This window comes from Pantoea sp. SGAir0183, from assembly GCF_043545505.1.
Genome location: NZ_CP028053.1, coordinates 1602520 through 1617250 on the forward strand (window position 1 = coordinate 1602520; position 14731 = coordinate 1617250).

A 14731-nucleotide genomic window follows, 5' to 3' on the forward strand; every position below is an offset into this window, starting at 1 on the left:
CTTCCAGCACACATCGCCTGAAAGACTAGTCAGGGTGATGGTGGTGATGATGGTTGAACTGAACGCGTGTCATAAAATTCTCGATAATGAAAAGTTATTCATTTGTGTGGAATTAACCTAACGAAGATAGTTGAAATTGGCAACTCTTTTTTAATGTTGTTCTTCGCAAAGCACAGAAACACTTTGCACTGGTTTGCAACTCAGGGGCAGCTTAAGATGGCTGAATCTTGACGTTCGCAGCAGGAGACAATATGAAAAAGGTCGCAATTGTAGGACTCGGCTGGCTGGGCATGCCGCTTGCGATGGCGCTGACCGCGCGAGGCTGGCAGGTGACCGGCAGTAAAACCACGCCGGATGGCGTAGAGGCGGCCCGTCGCTGTGGCATCGATGCGTTTCAACTTGAACTGACGCCCGAACTGGTCTGTGAGGCCGAGGACCTGGAGGCGCTGTTTGACGTGAATGCGCTGGTTGTCACCCTGCCCGCCAGCCGCACGGCAGAGGGCGGCGACGCCTATGTGCAGGCAGTACAAAACGTGGTGGATACCGCGCTGGCGCGCAATGTCCCACGGATCATCTTTACCAGTTCCACCTCCGTCTATGGCGGCAGCGCCGGTATCAAAACGGAGAAAAGCCCGCTTCAACCAGAAACCACGGCAGGCAAAACGCTGGTGGACCTGGAAAACTGGCTGCACGACTTACCCGGCACCAGCGTCGATGTATTGCGTCTGGCCGGGCTGGTGGGCCCGAAACGGCATCCCGGTCGCTTCCTGGCCGGCAAACAGGATTTACCCAATGGATCGCACGGGGTGAATCTGGTGCATCTGGATGATGTGGTGGAGGCGATTATGCTGCTGCTGCAAACGCCAAAAGGCGGCAGGACGTTCAACCTGTGTGCGTTGAAACATCCGTCCCGCGCCCATTTCTATCCCTGTGTGTCGCGCCAGCTGGGCATGACGCCGCCCACCTTTGAACCGCAGACGCACGACGACAGCGGTAAGTTGATTGACGGCGCGCGTATCTGTCACGAGCTGGGCTTTGAATACCGCTACGACGATCCGCAGAAAATGCCGCTGGAGTGAGTGTGGCTTTCCCCTTAGCGGGGAAAGCGTCGTGTTCTGTTCCTGATCACACGCCGAGTCGGTCGCGTAAGGCATACCAGGCGGCACCCATGGCCGTCAGCGGCACTTTAAATCGCCGTCCGCCAGGGAAGGGCAGATGCGGAAGCTTCGCGAAGGCATCAAAGCGCTCAGCATCCCCACGTAACACTTCGCTTATCAGCTTGCCGGAAAGGTGCGTGCAGGTCACGCCGTGGCCGCTGTCGCCCTGCATAAAGTAGACGTTGTTTTCCAGCCGACCAAACTGTGGCATGCGCGACAGCGTCAGCAGAAAATTTCCGCTCCAGGCGAAATCAATCTTCACGTCCTGCAACTGCGGAAAGGTGCGTAGCATTTTAGGCCGGATCATCGTGATCACATCGCCAGGCTCGCGCGCCCCATAAACCACACCGCCACCATAGAGCAGCCGGTTGTCGGCGGTCAGGCGGAAATAGTCCAGCAGATAATTGGAATCTTCTACCGAATAGTTGTTGGGTAACAGCGCTAATGCCCGGTCACGGGACAGCGGTTCGGTGGCAATGATTTGCGAGCCGCACGGCATGCTTTTGCGACTCAGGCGCGGTTCGAGTTCGGAAGGCAGATAAGCATTGCCGGCAAAAATCAGAAACGTGGCGCTGACTTCTCCCTGTGCCGTTTTTACCCGATTAGGTGAACCGTAGCTGACGCTTAACGCGGCGGACTGTTCATAGATACGACCGCCGTGGCGACGAATGGCTTCGGCTTCTCCAAGCGCCAGATTCAGCGGATGCAGATGTGCGCCGCGTTTGTCGAGCAGCCCACCTACATAGCGCTCTGAGCCGATCTCGCGACGAATGCCGCGCTCATCTAGCAGTTCAAGCTGGTCGTTACCGTAACGCTGCCAGGCGGCTTTTTGACTGGCCAGGTGCGCCATCTGACGGCGGTTAAACGCGGCGAAGATACCGCCCGGGCGGTAATCGCAGGCGATCGCGTAACGGTCGATACGATCACGAATAATATCACCGCCTTCAAACATCATACTGCCCAGCATTTTTGCGCTGTCTTTGCCGTAGCGTTGTTCAATCACATCCACGTCGCGGCTGTAGGAGTTCACGGCCTGGCCGCCATTGCGGCCACTGGCACCATAACCAACACGAGCCGCTTCAAGCAGCACCACATCGTAACCCGCTTCGGTTAAAAACAGGCCGGCCGATAAGCCCGTAAAACCGGCACCAATAATGCAAACGTCACACTGGATGCTTTCCTGCAGCACCGGCCAGGGCGCATGGGGGTTCCGTGTGGAGGTGTAGTAGTTTTCTACGTAATTCATATCAAGCTCCTTGGCGAACGTCCCTGATTAAAAATTGGCGGGCGTATGGGCGCTGACGATGCGACAGGGCACATCGGCCTGGTTGGTAAAACTGTGCGGCAAACCCGTATCGATCACGTAACTTTCGCCGGCCGTCAGATGAAATTGCTGACCGTTAACTTCCAGTACGATGCGCCCTTCCAGCAGGGTGCCGGTCTCTTCGCCCGCATGGCGTAACTTTTCGCCGGTGCTGGCACCTGGCTGGTAAGTTTCCAGTAACATGCCTAACGCCCGGGTTTTCGTGCCGTTATCAACCAGTTTAAGCGAAACGCCCTGACTGCCGATTTCCAGCAGATCTTCAGGCCGGACCACCACTTTGGGCGCGTCCTCAGCATGCGGCTCCGAAAAAAACGCAGACAAAGACAGGCCATAAACCTTCAGCAACTTTTGCAGCGTGCTGACCGCCGGGCTGACCTTATCCTGTTCGATAGTACTGATGGCGCTGTGGGTCAGTCCGGCCAGTTCCGCGACGCGCCGTTGTGACAGTCCCATGGCCTGACGGATCTGCGCCAGGCGGCGTCCCGGAGCCTGAGCCGCATCATTCATACCTTTTTCCTCTGGTGATAGTGCAGGGCGGCCTGAATAAAGCCGTCAAACAGCGCAAAGGACGGCGTGGCGGGTTTCAGCTGCCATTCAGGATGCCACTGTACGGCAAGGGCGAAAGGATGCGCTGGCAGGCTGACCGCCTCAATCAGACCATCGGGCGCACGGGCCTCAACGCGCACCTGCGGTCCCGCTTCACGAATGCCCTGGTGATGAACGGAGTTGACGGTGATCGGCGCACGCCCCAGCAGCCTGTCCAGCAATCCTCCCGGTGCAATCTGGATGGCATGAGCGGGTGCGTAAGTTTGTTCAGGTAAGGCATCCTCGTCTGCATGGTGGCGCTGAAACTGCGGATGGTGGTCAAGGTGGCGATACAGGGCACCACCGTTGGCCACGACCAGCTCCTGCATGCCCCGACATATGCCCAGCAGCGGCATCTGTTTGCCGACAGCATGCGTAATAAGGTTAAACGCCAGGCGATCGCGGCCGGCATCTGCCTCCGGCTCTTCGCCTTCTTCGCCATACAGCCAGGGCTCCAGGTGGCTGGGGCTCCCGGTCAGCAGAATGCCGTCCAGCACAGCCATAGCGTTTTCTGATAGATGCGGGGCAGCCATAAGGTGATGGGGCAGGGCAAGCGGCACGCCGCCCGCCAGGACGATGGCATCAAGATATTTGTTGTGGACAGACTGAACCGGGTGGCCCTGATTGTGCGTCTGGCACATCACTACGCCAATCAAAGGCTTGTCAAAAATAATGCCCATCTTTCCCCCTTAACTGCTGTTCGAAATATTTGACGAAAAGGGCATGTCTGATGGTTAAGTGTGCAATATTTTGTCAATCTAGCAATCCATTGGTCGATCTTCAAACAGATTTGTTACATTTGCACACTTTTTACGTTAGAGCTATGTTAGATGAGTGGCGGTTTTTTTGAGCATTACGCACTCCCATTTTTGTGGTCAAAGGCGGATGAAATCATGACTAACCTGGTAGAAGTAGAAGACTTCACGCTTCACAGTGAAGAGAGACGAACCAGCGCGTTCCAGCAAGAAGTGAAAAACTGGCTGGAGCGCCACCCTGAAACGCAGTATGTCGATATCTTGCTCAACGATTTAAATGGTGTTTTTCGCGGTAAGCGCATCCCGGTTTCGGCCTTAGCCAGGCTGGAAAAAGGTTGCTACTTTCCCGCCTCGGTTTTTGCCATGGATATTCTCGGCAATACCGTCGAAGAGGCCGGTCTGGGCCAGTCGCTTGGTGAACCCGATAACCTCTGCCTTCCCGTCCATGGCACACTCGTCCCTTCCGCCGCCGATCCGCAACACATTGCACAACTGCTGTTAACCATGTGCAACCAAGATGGCACTCCCTTTGACGTTGAACCCCGAAATGTTCTGAACCGGCTGTGGCAACAGCTGCGTAATCGTGGACTGTTTCCGGTGGTAGCGGTAGAGCTGGAGTTCTATCTGGTCGATAAAAAGCGCGATGCAGAAGGCTATATTCAACCGCCCTGTGCGCCAGGCAGTGACGATCGCAACAGACAAAGCCAGGTTTACTCGCTGGATAATCTCGATCACTTCGCCGATGTCCTGCGTGATATCGATGCGCTGGCCCGTCTGCAGGGCATTCCTGCGGATGGCGCGCTGGCGGAAGCCTCGCCGGGGCAATTCGAAATCAATCTCCATCATACCCGTGATGTGCTGAGCGCCTGCGACCATGCTATCCAGCTCAAGCGCCTTATCCGCCAGGTGGCAGAGAACCACGGCATGACGGCAACATTTATGGCAAAACCCTATGAGGACTACGCCGGAAGCGGGATGCACGTCCATATCAGCATGCTTGATGCCGCTGACCATAATGCCTTTGCCTGTGATGACGGAAGCGATTCCCCGCTGCTGAAACGCACGCTGGCGGGCATGATTGACCTTATGCCTGCTTCCATGGCGCTGCTGGCCCCCAACGTCAATGCCTTCCGTCGTTTTGTGCCCGATGCCTACGTTCCTTTGCAGGCGTCGTGGGGCCATAATAACCGTACGGTAGCGTTGCGTATTCCCTGTGGCGATCTGGAAAGTCGCCGCATCGAGTACCGGGTAGCCGGGGCGGATGCGAATCCTTATCTCGTCATGGCTACCATTCTGGCCGGCATGTTGCACGGCCTCGATACGCAGCTGCCGCTGCCACAGCCGGTTAAAGGAAACGGCCATGAAGCGGAAGGGCTGGCGCTGCCGATTCGGCAGAGCGATGCACTCTATGCCTTCGAAAGCAGCTATCCTTTACAAAAATTACTGGGTGAGAAATTTGCCAAAGTGTGGTTTAGCTGCAAAAATTATGAGCTTATGCAGTTCGAAAGATTAATCACTGCCACCGAAATTGACTGGATGCTGAAAAACGCCTGATTAAAATTTTGCATTCTATGCGACAACGTCTTGAAATAATGCGTTGGGTTAGGGCAAAATACGCCCCCTGCAAATTCAGAACATAACCGACGCTCACCGCGCCGGTTATTTTTTTGCATATTGTTTTTAACGCGTAGCATTTAGCTGACACCAACGAGGCCGGGCACGCACCCGGATAGATAAACACTGAAAACACGCAGCCGCGTGAGATTGAGGATGTAAAGATGGGGATGTTTAACACTCTGCCAGCCCAGGCTGGTACACGTTTCCGTGATGACTACGGCGCCGCGCTGGCCGCCAGCCTTACTCCCTGTCGCTTAATGCGCAGTTTCCTTGTGAATCAACCCAGCCAGGTTGCTGCGCAAGGAGGACTGAAGCATGTCGCTTAATACCTCTGCCGCACCACAACGTGCCCAACTGAAAAAAACGCTGACGTTACTTCCTGTTGTCATGATGGGCTTGGCCTACATGCAGCCGATGACCCTGTTTGATACCTTTGGTATCGTATCGGGCCTGACGGACGGTCACGTTGCCACCGCTTATGCTTTCGCCCTGATTGCGATCCTGTTTACCGCCGTGAGTTACGGTAAGCTGGTACGCCGCTTCCCATCTGCGGGCTCCGCTTATACCTATGCTCAGAAGGCCATCAGTCCGCACGTCGGCTTTATGGTAGGCTGGTCATCGCTGCTGGACTATCTGTTCATGCCGATGATCAACATTCTGTTGGCTAAAAACTATTTTGAAACCCTGGTGCCAGGGATCCCGTCGTGGATTTTCGTGGTGCTGCTGGTGGGCTTTATGACGCTCTCCAACCTTAAGGGCATCAAAACGGTCGCTAACTTCAACAGCGTGATTGTCATCCTTCAGGTGGTGGTCATGGTCGGTATCACCGCGATGGTGATTTACGGCGTGGCGCACGGCGAAGGTGCGGGAACAGTGGTAAGCAGTAAACCGTTCTGGTCTGAAAACGCCCATGTGGTGCCGATGATCACCGGTGCGACGATTCTGTGTTTCTCATTCCTCGGTTTTGACGGTATCAGTTCGCTGTCAGAAGAAACGAAAGATGCAGAACGTACCATTCCGCGTGCGATTTTCCTGACCGCGCTGATTGGTGGCCTGATGTTTATTGTCGCGTCGTACTTCCTGCAACTGTATTTCCCGGACATCTCGCGCTTTAAAGAGCCGGATTCGTCGCAGCCTGAAATCATGCTGTATGTGGCCGGTAAAGCGTTGCAGATCGGTATCCTGATCTTCTCTGTGGTCACGGTACTGGCGTCCGGTATGGCAGCGCACGCAGGCGTTTCACGTCTGATGTACGTGATGGGCCGTGATGGTGTGTTCCCGGAGCGTTTCTTCGGCTATATCCATCCAAAATGGCGCACGCCGTCCCTGAACGTGATTCTGGTAGGTGCCGTGGCGTTGATGGCGATCAACTTCGATCTGGTCACCGCGACTGCGCTGATTAACTTTGGTGCGCTGGTTGCGTTTACCTTCGTTAACCTGTCAGTGATTGCGCAGTACTGGGTACGTGAAAAACTGAATAAAACCCTGAAAGATCACGTCCAGTATCTGGTTCTGCCGATGATGGGTGCCCTGACCGTGGGTGCACTGTGGGTTAACCTGGAGCAAAGTTCTATGGTGCTGGGACTGATCTGGGCCGCGATTGGTATTGTTTACCTGGCCTTTGTGACGCGCAGCTTCCGCAATCCCGTTCCACAGTTTAGCGAAGAAGTGTAATCCCCCGGCCCTGCTCATTCACAGAGCAGGGCCGTTTTCTGTCAGCTTTTACTTGCCAGCATCAGTTCCCAGCTTCCTGCCTGTAACGCATTCCGTCCTGCGGCATTTAACTGATCATCTGTCACAATCACATCAAACTTTTCCAGCGGTAAGGCCAGCCACGTCGCGATTTTATCGTATTTCGAGCTGTCGCTGAGCAGCACGCGTTTGCTGCTGACGTCACACACGGCCTGTTTAACCGCTACCTTGTCTTCATCCGGCGTAAACAAACCGCGCAATCCCCAACTGGAAGTGGAGACAAAGGCAATGTCAATTGCCAGTTGCCGCAGGTGGCGTGCGGCTGCATCGCCAATGCAGGAACGGTTATCCCGACAGACGGTGCCACCGGTATGAATCACCCGGCAGCGGCTCGCCTCCATCAGCAAATTGGTCACCATAAAATCATTGGTGACCACTAACAGGTCCTCCCTGTCGGCGATTTCCCGCGCCAGCGCCAGTGTGGTCGTACCGGCATCCAGATAAATACAGCTGTCAGGCGGAATCAGCTGAGCGGCCAATTTGCCGATGGCGTTTTTTTCTTCATTACACAGCGCGGTCTTGGTCAGGTGCGAGGGTTCGCTCGCCAGGCGGTTAACGGAGCGCACGCCACCGGAAACCGACAGCACCGCGCCCTGTTCCTCCAGCTTCTGCACGTCCCGACGAATCGTCATGTGTGACACGTCAAAACGCTCGGTCAGTTCGGCGATGCTCATTACGCCGCGCTCGGCCACCAGTGCCAGAATCTGTTGATGACGCTCAACGGGGATCATATACACCTCGGTTTATCATTTTTTCACATTGTAGGGGATGCCTTCACAAAGACGCACGGAAATTTTGCACCAGATCCCCTTTGCTGGTGGCGGTTTGACCGTGATATCTGGCAATAACAGTCACATGACCGATGTGAATAAATGTTCAACTGTGGCCTCATGAAGTTAATTTGTGTGAAATACGGCACGTTTTTGCCCGCACTTTCCTGCCACTATTAACAGCAGAGACCAAAAATTCACTTAATTTAACAAGGGAGGCCACCGATGCCCGCTTCAAAGATCTGTGTCATAGGTTTAGGCTCAATGGGAATGGGCGCGGCGCAGTCCTGCATCCGGGCTGGGCTGGCGACATGGGGCGTTGATCTGAATCCGCAGGCCTGCGAAACGCTGCGTCAGGCAGGCGCGCGTGACGCGCAGTCGTCGGCTCATGCCTTTGCCGAACACCTGGATGCTGTCCTGTTGCTGGTCGTGAATGCCCGGCAGGTTAATGCAATTCTGTTTGGCGAGCAGGGGCTGGCGGCCAGACTGAAGCCGGGCACGGCGGTGATGGTATCCTCCACCTTGTCCGCGCAGGATGCGCAGCAGATCGCCGCCAGACTGGCGGACTGTCAGTTGCTGATGCTGGATGCGCCAGTGTCCGGCGGGGCCGCCAAAGCCGCCAGTGGCGAGATGACCGTGATGGCATCCGGGAGCGATGCGGCCTTTGCGGCTTTGCAACCGGTACTGGATGCGGTCGCCGCAAAGGTTTACCGCGTCGGCACGGAAATCGGTCAGGGATCGACAGTCAAAATCATTCATCAGCTGCTGGCGGGCGTGCACATTGCCGCCGGGGCCGAAGCCATGGCGCTGGCCGCCCGCGCCGGGATTCCGCTCGATACGATGTATGAGGTGGTCACTAACGCAGCGGGCAACTCATGGATGTTTGAAAACCGTATGCGCCATGTCGTCGACGGCGACTATCGACCGAAATCCGCAGTGGACATCTTTGTCAAAGACCTGAATCTGGTCGCCGATACGGCGAAAGCCCTGCATTTCCCGCTACCGCTGGCCTCTACCGCGCTGAATATGTTCACTGAGGCCAGCAATGCCGGTTTTGGCCGCGAGGATGACAGTGCGGTGATTAAAATCTTCAGCGGCATTACGCTGCCCCAGCGCGAGGAGGCAATGTGATGCGCTTAGGGGTGATTGCCGACGATTTTACCGGCGCAACCGACATTGCCAGCTTTCTGGTGCAGAACGGGCTTTCTACCATTCAGTTTAACGGCATCCCAGAACAGACAACGGTCCCGGATGCCCAGGCCATTGTGGTTAGTCTGAAATCGCGATCCTGTGCGCCGGCGCTGGCCGTCAGTCAGTCGCTTGCGGCGCTGCGCTGGCTGCAGGCGCAAGGCTGTGAGCGCTTTTATTTCAAATACTGCTCCACGTTCGACAGCACCGCTGCGGGTAACATCGGTCCGGTGACGGATGCGCTCATGGCCGCGCTGAATGAGACGCTGACGGTGATCTGCCCGGCATTGCCGGTCAACGGACGTACCGTTTATCAGGGCTACCTGTTTGTGGGGGAACACCTGCTATCGGAGTCCGGCATGCGCCATCATCCTGTCACGCCGATGACCGACAGTAACCTGCTAAGGCTGATGGCGTGTCAGAGCACGGGAAAAGCCGGGCTTATTCCGTTAGCCACGGTCGAGCAGGGCGCAGGCGCGATAACAGAGCAACTTGAACATCTGCGTGCTCAGGGCGTGAACTATGCCGTAATCGACACGCTTACTGAGCAGCATCTGCTGAATCAGGGCGAAGCGCTGACGTCGATGCGGCTGGTCACGGGCGGCTCCGGGCTGGCCATTGGCCTGGCGCGCCAGTGGTCAACATCTGGCTGCGACGATGGTCAGGCGCAGCGCGCGGGCTATCCGCAGGGGCAGCGGGCCGTGGTGCTTTCGGGTTCCTGTTCACCAATGACCAACCGCCAGGTCAACGCGTATCGCCAGCAGGCACCCGCCCGGGAAATTCACGTTGAGCGCTGCCTCAACGATGAACAGTACGCCGGGGCGCTGTGCGACTGGGTCGTTGAGCATGCCGACGGGCCGCTGGCCCCGATGCTCTTTGCCACTGCGGATGCGCAACAGCTGCAGTCGATCCAGCAGCATTTCGGTGCACAGCGCAGCAGTGAGGCGGTAGAGCAACTGTTTGCTCAGGTGGCGAGAGATCTGCAATCCCGTGGCTGGCAGCGCTTTATCGTGGCGGGCGGCGAAACCTCGGGCGTGGTCGCCCAAAGCCTGGGCGTGACCGCCTTCCATATTGGTCCGGTGATTTCGCCCGGTGTGCCCTGGGTCAGAGATATCCAGCAGCCGCTGTCACTGGCGCTGAAGTCTGGCAATTTTGGCGATGAGCAGTTCTTCCGCCGCGCACAAACGGAGTTTTCACATGACTGAACAACAGGCCCGCGAAGAGATGGTCAGACTGGGTGCCTCGTTCTTCCAGCGTGGTTACGCCACCGGCTCGGCCGGTAATCTGTCGCTGCTGCTGGACGACGGCACCTTACTGGCAACGCCCACGGGTTCCTGCCTGGGCGAACTGGATGCGGAGCGTCTGTCTAACGTGACGTTACAAGGGGAGTCGATAGCCGGGGATAAACCCTCGAAAGAGATCGCCTTTCACCGGGCGCTCTACCTGAATAATCCGGACTGCCGGGCAGTGGTTCACCTGCACAGTCACTACCTGACCGCGCTTTCCTGCCTGCAACATCTGGACAGCCAGAACTGCATCCGCCCGTTCACGCCCTATGTGGTGATGCGGGTCGGTGATGTACCGGTGGTGCCGTATTATAAACCGGGTGATGCGCGGCTGGCGGAGGATCTGGCGCTGCTTGCCCCGCGTTACCGCGCCTTCCTGCTGGCAAACCATGGTCCGGTGGTGGTCGGCAAAACCTTGCGCGAAGCGGCGGATAATACCGAGGAGCTGGAAGAAACGGCGCGTCTGATGTTTACCCTGGGCGATCGCGCCATTCGTTATTTAACCGCCGACGACGTCGCTGAACTCAGGAGCCGGTAATGCCAAAGTTTGCAGCTAACTTATCTACCCAGTTCAACGAAATGCCTTTTCTGCAACGCTTTGCCGCGGCGGCACAGGCGGGCTTCAGCGCGGTCGAGTTTCTGTTTCCCTACGAATATCCGGCTGAGCAACTGAAAGCGCTGCTGGCGGATAACGGGCTTAAACTGGTGCTGTTTAACACCGCACCGGGCAACGTTGACTCGGGGGAATGGGGCGTTTCGGCTATTCCCGGACGGGAAGCCGACGCGCGCGCAGATATCGACCGGGCGCTGGCATATGCACGGGCGCTGGATTGCCCACAGGTGCATATCATGGCCGCAACGGTGCCGCCGGGTGCCGATCGCCAGCGCTATGTCGAGACATTCATCCGCAACATGCGCTACGCGGCAGAACGATTTGCCCCGTATAACATCCGCTTGTTGATCGAAGCCCTTAATCCCACGACCAAACCGCACTATCTCTATGTCAGCCAGTATCAGACGCTGGAGATGGTCGACCTTATCGACCGGCCCAACGTATTCACCCAACTGGATCTGTTTCATGCCCAGATCGTGGACGGCAATCTCAGCCATCTGATTCGCCATTACGCCGGACGTTATCGCCATGTGCAAATCGCCGCCGCGCCCAGTCGACATGAACCTGACGAGGGCGAGATCAACTATCCCTGGCTGTTCAGCCTGTTAGATGAGGTGGGCTACGACGGTTGGGTCGGCTGCGAATATTTCCCGCGCGGCGACACCGTAGAGGGGCTGAGCTGGCTGGCGCCCTGGATGAAAAACCGCTGAGTTAACGTGAAAAAATCACACCGGTGCTGCGGTACCGGTGCCATTCTGCTCGTCTCTGAAACGGAGCGGCACCAGGTTGAGCTTTAACGAAAAAACGCGAAAAAAGATAACTATTCCAGAGGTTTACTATGACGACTACGTTGCTGTTAGCCATTGCGACCGCCAGCATTGTGATATTGCTGTTGCTGGTCATTAAAGCCAAAGTCCATCCCTTTGTTGCCCTGTTAATTGTCAGTCTGCTGGTGGCCATCGCGACCGGTATTCCGGCTGAAAAAATCATGGAAACCATTATCAGCGGGATGGGCGGACTGCTGGGGCATATCACTATCATTATCGTGCTGGGGGCGATGCTGGGGGCCATTATCGAAGCCTCTGGTGGCGCAGAGTCGCTGGCCCAGCGTTTCAGCAAAACGCTGGGTCTGAAACGTACCGTTGCCGCCCTGACGATGGCTGCCTTTATTTTAGGCATCCCGGTATTTTTTGAAGTGGGCTTTATCATTGTCATTCCGCTGATCTACGGCTTTACCAAAGTGGCGCGGGTATCCCCGCTGAAGTTTGGCTTACCGATGGCGGGCGTCATGCTGACTGTGCATGTGGCGCTGCCGACGCACCCTGGCGCCGCCGCCGCCGCGGCCATTTTGCATACTGATATGGGCTGGCTGATGATGCTGGGAATTCTGGTCTCGGTGCCGGTCGGTATCCTCGGCTATTACGTGGCAAAGGCAATGAACCGTCGGCAGTACCACCTGTCGGTTGAGGTACTGGAACAGTTGCAGATGGCGAAGCCGGAAGGGGTACAGAAGAAAAATGAACCCGCACCGCCGGGCGCGCTGACCATCAGCGGTTTGATCGTCGTCCCGATTGTGCTGATCGTGGCAGGCACGCTGTCGCACTCGCTGCTGACGGAAGACAGCCTGCTGCGCAAGGTGATGACGGTTATTGGCACCCCGCCGATTGCGCTGCTGATCGCCCTGGGACTGGCCGCCTGGCTACTGGGCCTGCGTCGTGGCTGGAGCAAGGACAAGCTTGAGGACCTGACCGGTCGCGCCATTCCGGGATCGGCCAGCGTGATTCTGGTGGCGGGCGCGGGCGGGGCGTTTGGTAAGGTACTGGTGGAGTCCGGTGTCGGCAACGCGCTGGCGCGGGCGCTGGAAACGCTGCATTTGCCCCTGATTCCTGCCGCGTTTATTCTGTCGCTGGCGCTACGCGCCTCGCAGGGCTCGGCAACCGTGGCGATCCTCACGACCAGCGGATTACTGACCCAGGCCGTGACTGGCATAGATGATATGCACCGTGTACTGGTCACACTGGCGGCGTGCTTCGGCGGTCTGGGCCTGTCGCACGTGAATGATGCAGGTTTCTGGGTGGTAACGCGCTATCTGGGCCTGTCGGTGGCGGACGGTTTAAAAACCTGGACGGTACTGACGACCCTGATGGGGCTGAGCGGCTTTGCCCTGACCTGGGCGCTGTGGTGGGTAATCTGATATACAAACCGGGAGGGCGACAGGCCTTCCCGATCTGCCGGGACGTCAGGACACCAGTTCCTGCGCGTACCGGTACAACGCTTTAAGCTGAGACAGTTTTTCCGCGTCCCCTTCGTGCAGGCTGGCCAGCGATTCCAGCTCCATCAGAAAAGCCTGCACTTTTTCTGGATTCAGAACCTCACGGCGATGCTGAAGCCAGCGCTGCTGTTCGGCATCATCCAGCGTACCGGGGAAATTACGGGCGCGATAACGAAACAGCAGTTTTTCCACCCGCGGGCTGTCAAATGTCAGATTGAGCGCAGGCAGATTGGCAGGAGCGGTCTGGCGGATGATGTTCATTCCGGCGCGGTCGGCATCGCTAAAGAAACCGTCATAGAGCTGCGTGTCGACATCCTCTGACGGCGCAAAAGGTTCCGCCTCAGCAAAAATAGCCACCAGTTTTTCACGTACGTCAGGATGCTGACGCAGCGTGGCCAGATTATCCAGGCAGAACTGACGATCAATACCCAGCCGCCCGGCATCTTCCGGACGCAAGGTATTAGCGGGTGCCAGCACCGGACACTTATTGATGTGCACCAGTTTCACCGGCACGGCAGGCTGATCGCCCAGCTCGCTTTTAGGTGTGTACAGGCGCTCGCGCAAACTGTCCGCATCCAGCGTCAGCAGGGGCGCAATATCCCCGGCCAAATCCACCACGATCAACGCATTGCGGTTGTCCGGATGCCAGGCAAGCGGCACCACCCAGCTGGTATTGCCGCGCGCCGCGCCAAACATGCCAGAAACATGGACCAGCGGCTTCATCTGCGGGATGTCGATCAGGGTCATCAGTTTGTTTTTGTTGCGATGCGTAAACAAAAACTCAAACAGTTTTGGCTGTTTTTCTTTCACCAGTTTCGCCATTGCCAGCGTGGCATAGACATCCGACATCGCATCATGGGCGTTTTCGTGCGCCACGCCGTTGGCTTTGGTCAGATGCTCCAGCCGGAAGCTGGGAAAGCCGTCATCATTCTCTGGCCAGTTAATACCTTCCGGGCGCAGCGCATAACAGGCGCGCATCACGTCCAGCAAATCCCAGCGGGAATTACCGTTTTGCCAGCTCCAGCCGTACGGATCGTAGAAGTTGCGGTAAAAGATATTGCGCGTCACTTCATCGTCAAAGCGCACGTTGTTATAACCCACGACGCAGGTTTGTTCGGTGGTAAACAGCGCATGAATACGGGCAGAAAACTCGGCCTCGTTCACGCCCCGGGAGGCGGCTAATTGCGGCGTAATACCGGTGATCATGACCGCTTCAGGCTGGGGCAGGTAATCATCCGGTGGGCGGCAGTAGAATACCTCTGGCTCGCCAATCGGATTGAACTCGCTGTCGGTGCGCAAACCGGCAAACTGTGCCGGACGATCCCGTTGCGGGCTGGTGCCGAAGGTTTCGTAATCGTGAAACAAAAAAGTGAATTCAGAGGCGGGCACGTCGCTGTCCTGTCTGCAAAAAA

15 protein-coding genes and 1 other annotated feature (1 of these 16 cut by a window edge) are annotated in these 14731 nt (G+C 56.9%); of the genes, 9 read left to right on the top strand and 6 right to left on the bottom strand.

Annotation, left to right across the window (positions count from 1 at the left end; genetic code table 11):
- Positions 1–50: a sequence feature (His leader region), on the bottom strand (it extends 71 nt beyond the left edge of the window).
- Positions 26–73 (bottom strand): his operon leader peptide, encoded by a 48-nt coding sequence (gene hisL, locus C1N59_RS07505; RefSeq protein WP_100396937.1) that lies wholly within the window; start codon positions 71–73, stop codon positions 26–28. Its footprint overlaps the feature before it by 25 nt.
- Positions 74–251: 178 nt before the next feature.
- Here hisL and C1N59_RS07510 point away from each other — a divergent pair, with 178 nt between their 5' ends.
- Positions 252–1079 (top strand): SDR family oxidoreductase, encoded by an 828-nt coding sequence (locus C1N59_RS07510; RefSeq protein WP_006119826.1) that lies wholly within the window; start codon positions 252–254, stop codon positions 1077–1079.
- Positions 1080–1125: 46 nt separating this feature from the next.
- On the opposite strand, the gene C1N59_RS07515 is transcribed toward C1N59_RS07510, so the two are convergent.
- The 3 genes from C1N59_RS07515 to puuD are packed head-to-tail and all read right to left on the bottom strand — an operon-like array spanning position 1126 to position 3746.
- Positions 1126–2403, bottom strand: a complete 1278-nt coding sequence (locus tag C1N59_RS07515) for an NAD(P)/FAD-dependent oxidoreductase (protein WP_039338107.1) — start codon at positions 2401–2403, stop codon at positions 1126–1128.
- Between the two features lie 27 nt (positions 2404–2430).
- Entirely contained in the window at positions 2431–2988 is a 558-nt protein-coding gene (puuR, locus tag C1N59_RS07520; protein WP_054633493.1) for an HTH-type transcriptional regulator PuuR, read from the bottom strand.
- Positions 2985–3746, bottom strand: coding sequence for a gamma-glutamyl-gamma-aminobutyrate hydrolase (puuD, locus tag C1N59_RS07525; RefSeq protein ID WP_394550499.1), 762 nt, complete (start codon positions 3744–3746; stop codon positions 2985–2987). Before puuD ends, puuR begins: the two co-directional genes overlap by 4 nt.
- 213 nt (positions 3747–3959) lie before the next feature.
- Between puuD and C1N59_RS07530 the strand changes: the two genes are divergently transcribed.
- The 3 genes from C1N59_RS07530 to C1N59_RS07540 all read left to right on the top strand — a co-directional run bounded on the left by C1N59_RS07530 (position 3960) and on the right by C1N59_RS07540 (position 7112).
- Positions 3960–5375, top strand: coding sequence for a glutamine synthetase family protein (locus tag C1N59_RS07530; protein ID WP_033740953.1), 1416 nt, complete (start codon positions 3960–3962; stop codon positions 5373–5375).
- Between the two features lie 224 nt (positions 5376–5599).
- Positions 5600–5764 (top strand): hypothetical protein, encoded by a 165-nt coding sequence (locus C1N59_RS07535; RefSeq protein ID WP_006119821.1) that lies wholly within the window; start codon positions 5600–5602, stop codon positions 5762–5764.
- On the top strand, positions 5754–7112 hold the full coding sequence (locus C1N59_RS07540) for an APC family permease (RefSeq protein ID WP_394550500.1): 1359 nt from the start codon (positions 5754–5756) through the stop codon (positions 7110–7112). The genes C1N59_RS07535 and C1N59_RS07540 overlap by 11 nt, the downstream gene beginning before the upstream one ends.
- Before the next feature lie 41 nt (positions 7113–7153).
- Here the strand turns inward: C1N59_RS07540 and ygbI are convergent, their stop codons facing one another.
- Positions 7154–7921, bottom strand: coding sequence for a DNA-binding transcriptional repressor YgbI (gene ygbI, locus C1N59_RS07545; protein WP_054633496.1), 768 nt, complete (start codon positions 7919–7921; stop codon positions 7154–7156).
- A 264-nt stretch (positions 7922–8185) separates the two neighbouring features.
- Between ygbI and ltnD the strand changes: the two genes are divergently transcribed.
- The 5 genes from ltnD (at position 8186) to C1N59_RS07570 (ending at position 13241) form a co-directional block, all read left to right on the top strand.
- Positions 8186–9091 (top strand): L-threonate dehydrogenase, encoded by a 906-nt coding sequence (ltnD, locus tag C1N59_RS07550; RefSeq protein ID WP_033740433.1) that lies wholly within the window; start codon positions 8186–8188, stop codon positions 9089–9091.
- Positions 9091–10353 (top strand): 3-oxo-tetronate kinase, encoded by a 1263-nt coding sequence (gene otnK, locus C1N59_RS07555; protein WP_054633497.1) that lies wholly within the window; start codon positions 9091–9093, stop codon positions 10351–10353. The genes ltnD and otnK overlap by 1 nt, the downstream gene beginning before the upstream one ends.
- Entirely contained in the window at positions 10346–10972 is a 627-nt protein-coding gene (locus C1N59_RS07560) for a 3-oxo-tetronate 4-phosphate decarboxylase (protein WP_394550501.1), read from the top strand. Before otnK ends, C1N59_RS07560 begins: the two co-directional genes overlap by 8 nt.
- On the top strand, positions 10972–11757 hold the full coding sequence (gene otnI, locus C1N59_RS07565; RefSeq protein ID WP_394550502.1) for a 2-oxo-tetronate isomerase: 786 nt from the start codon (positions 10972–10974) through the stop codon (positions 11755–11757). The genes C1N59_RS07560 and otnI overlap by 1 nt, the downstream gene beginning before the upstream one ends.
- A gap of 128 nt (positions 11758–11885) precedes the next feature.
- Positions 11886–13241 carry a GntP family transporter gene (locus C1N59_RS07570; protein WP_394550503.1) on the top strand — a complete coding sequence of 452 codons (1356 nt, stop codon included), beginning with the start codon at positions 11886–11888 and terminating at the stop codon, positions 13239–13241.
- Between the two features lie 45 nt (positions 13242–13286).
- On the opposite strand, the gene sbcB is transcribed toward C1N59_RS07570, so the two are convergent.
- On the bottom strand, positions 13287–14708 hold the full coding sequence (gene sbcB, locus C1N59_RS07575) for an exodeoxyribonuclease I (RefSeq protein ID WP_394550504.1): 1422 nt from the start codon (positions 14706–14708) through the stop codon (positions 13287–13289).
- Positions 14709–14731 lie beyond the last annotated feature (23 nt).

Coding starts and splice junctions, on each gene's coding strand:
- C1N59_RS07535 (WP_006119821.1), top strand. CDS start 5,600: ATGGGGATGTTTAACACTCTGCCAGCCCAGGCTGGTACACGTTTCCGT.
- C1N59_RS07530 (WP_033740953.1), top strand. CDS start 3,960: ATGACTAACCTGGTAGAAGTAGAAGACTTCACGCTTCACAGTGAAGAG.
- C1N59_RS07510 (WP_006119826.1), top strand. CDS start 252: ATGAAAAAGGTCGCAATTGTAGGACTCGGCTGGCTGGGCATGCCGCTT.
- otnK (WP_054633497.1), top strand. CDS start 9,091: ATGCGCTTAGGGGTGATTGCCGACGATTTTACCGGCGCAACCGACATT.
- C1N59_RS07540 (WP_394550500.1), top strand. CDS start 5,754: ATGTCGCTTAATACCTCTGCCGCACCACAACGTGCCCAACTGAAAAAA.
- ygbI (WP_054633496.1), bottom strand. CDS start 7,921: ATGATCCCCGTTGAGCGTCATCAACAGATTCTGGCACTGGTGGCCGAG.
- ltnD (WP_033740433.1), top strand. CDS start 8,186: ATGCCCGCTTCAAAGATCTGTGTCATAGGTTTAGGCTCAATGGGAATG.
- otnI (WP_394550502.1), top strand. CDS start 10,972: ATGCCAAAGTTTGCAGCTAACTTATCTACCCAGTTCAACGAAATGCCT.
- C1N59_RS07515 (WP_039338107.1), bottom strand. CDS start 2,403: ATGAATTACGTAGAAAACTACTACACCTCCACACGGAACCCCCATGCG.
- C1N59_RS07570 (WP_394550503.1), top strand. CDS start 11,886: ATGACGACTACGTTGCTGTTAGCCATTGCGACCGCCAGCATTGTGATA.
- puuR (WP_054633493.1), bottom strand. CDS start 2,988: ATGAATGATGCGGCTCAGGCTCCGGGACGCCGCCTGGCGCAGATCCGT.
- C1N59_RS07560 (WP_394550501.1), top strand. CDS start 10,346: ATGACTGAACAACAGGCCCGCGAAGAGATGGTCAGACTGGGTGCCTCG.
- puuD (WP_394550499.1), bottom strand. CDS start 3,746: ATGGGCATTATTTTTGACAAGCCTTTGATTGGCGTAGTGATGTGCCAG.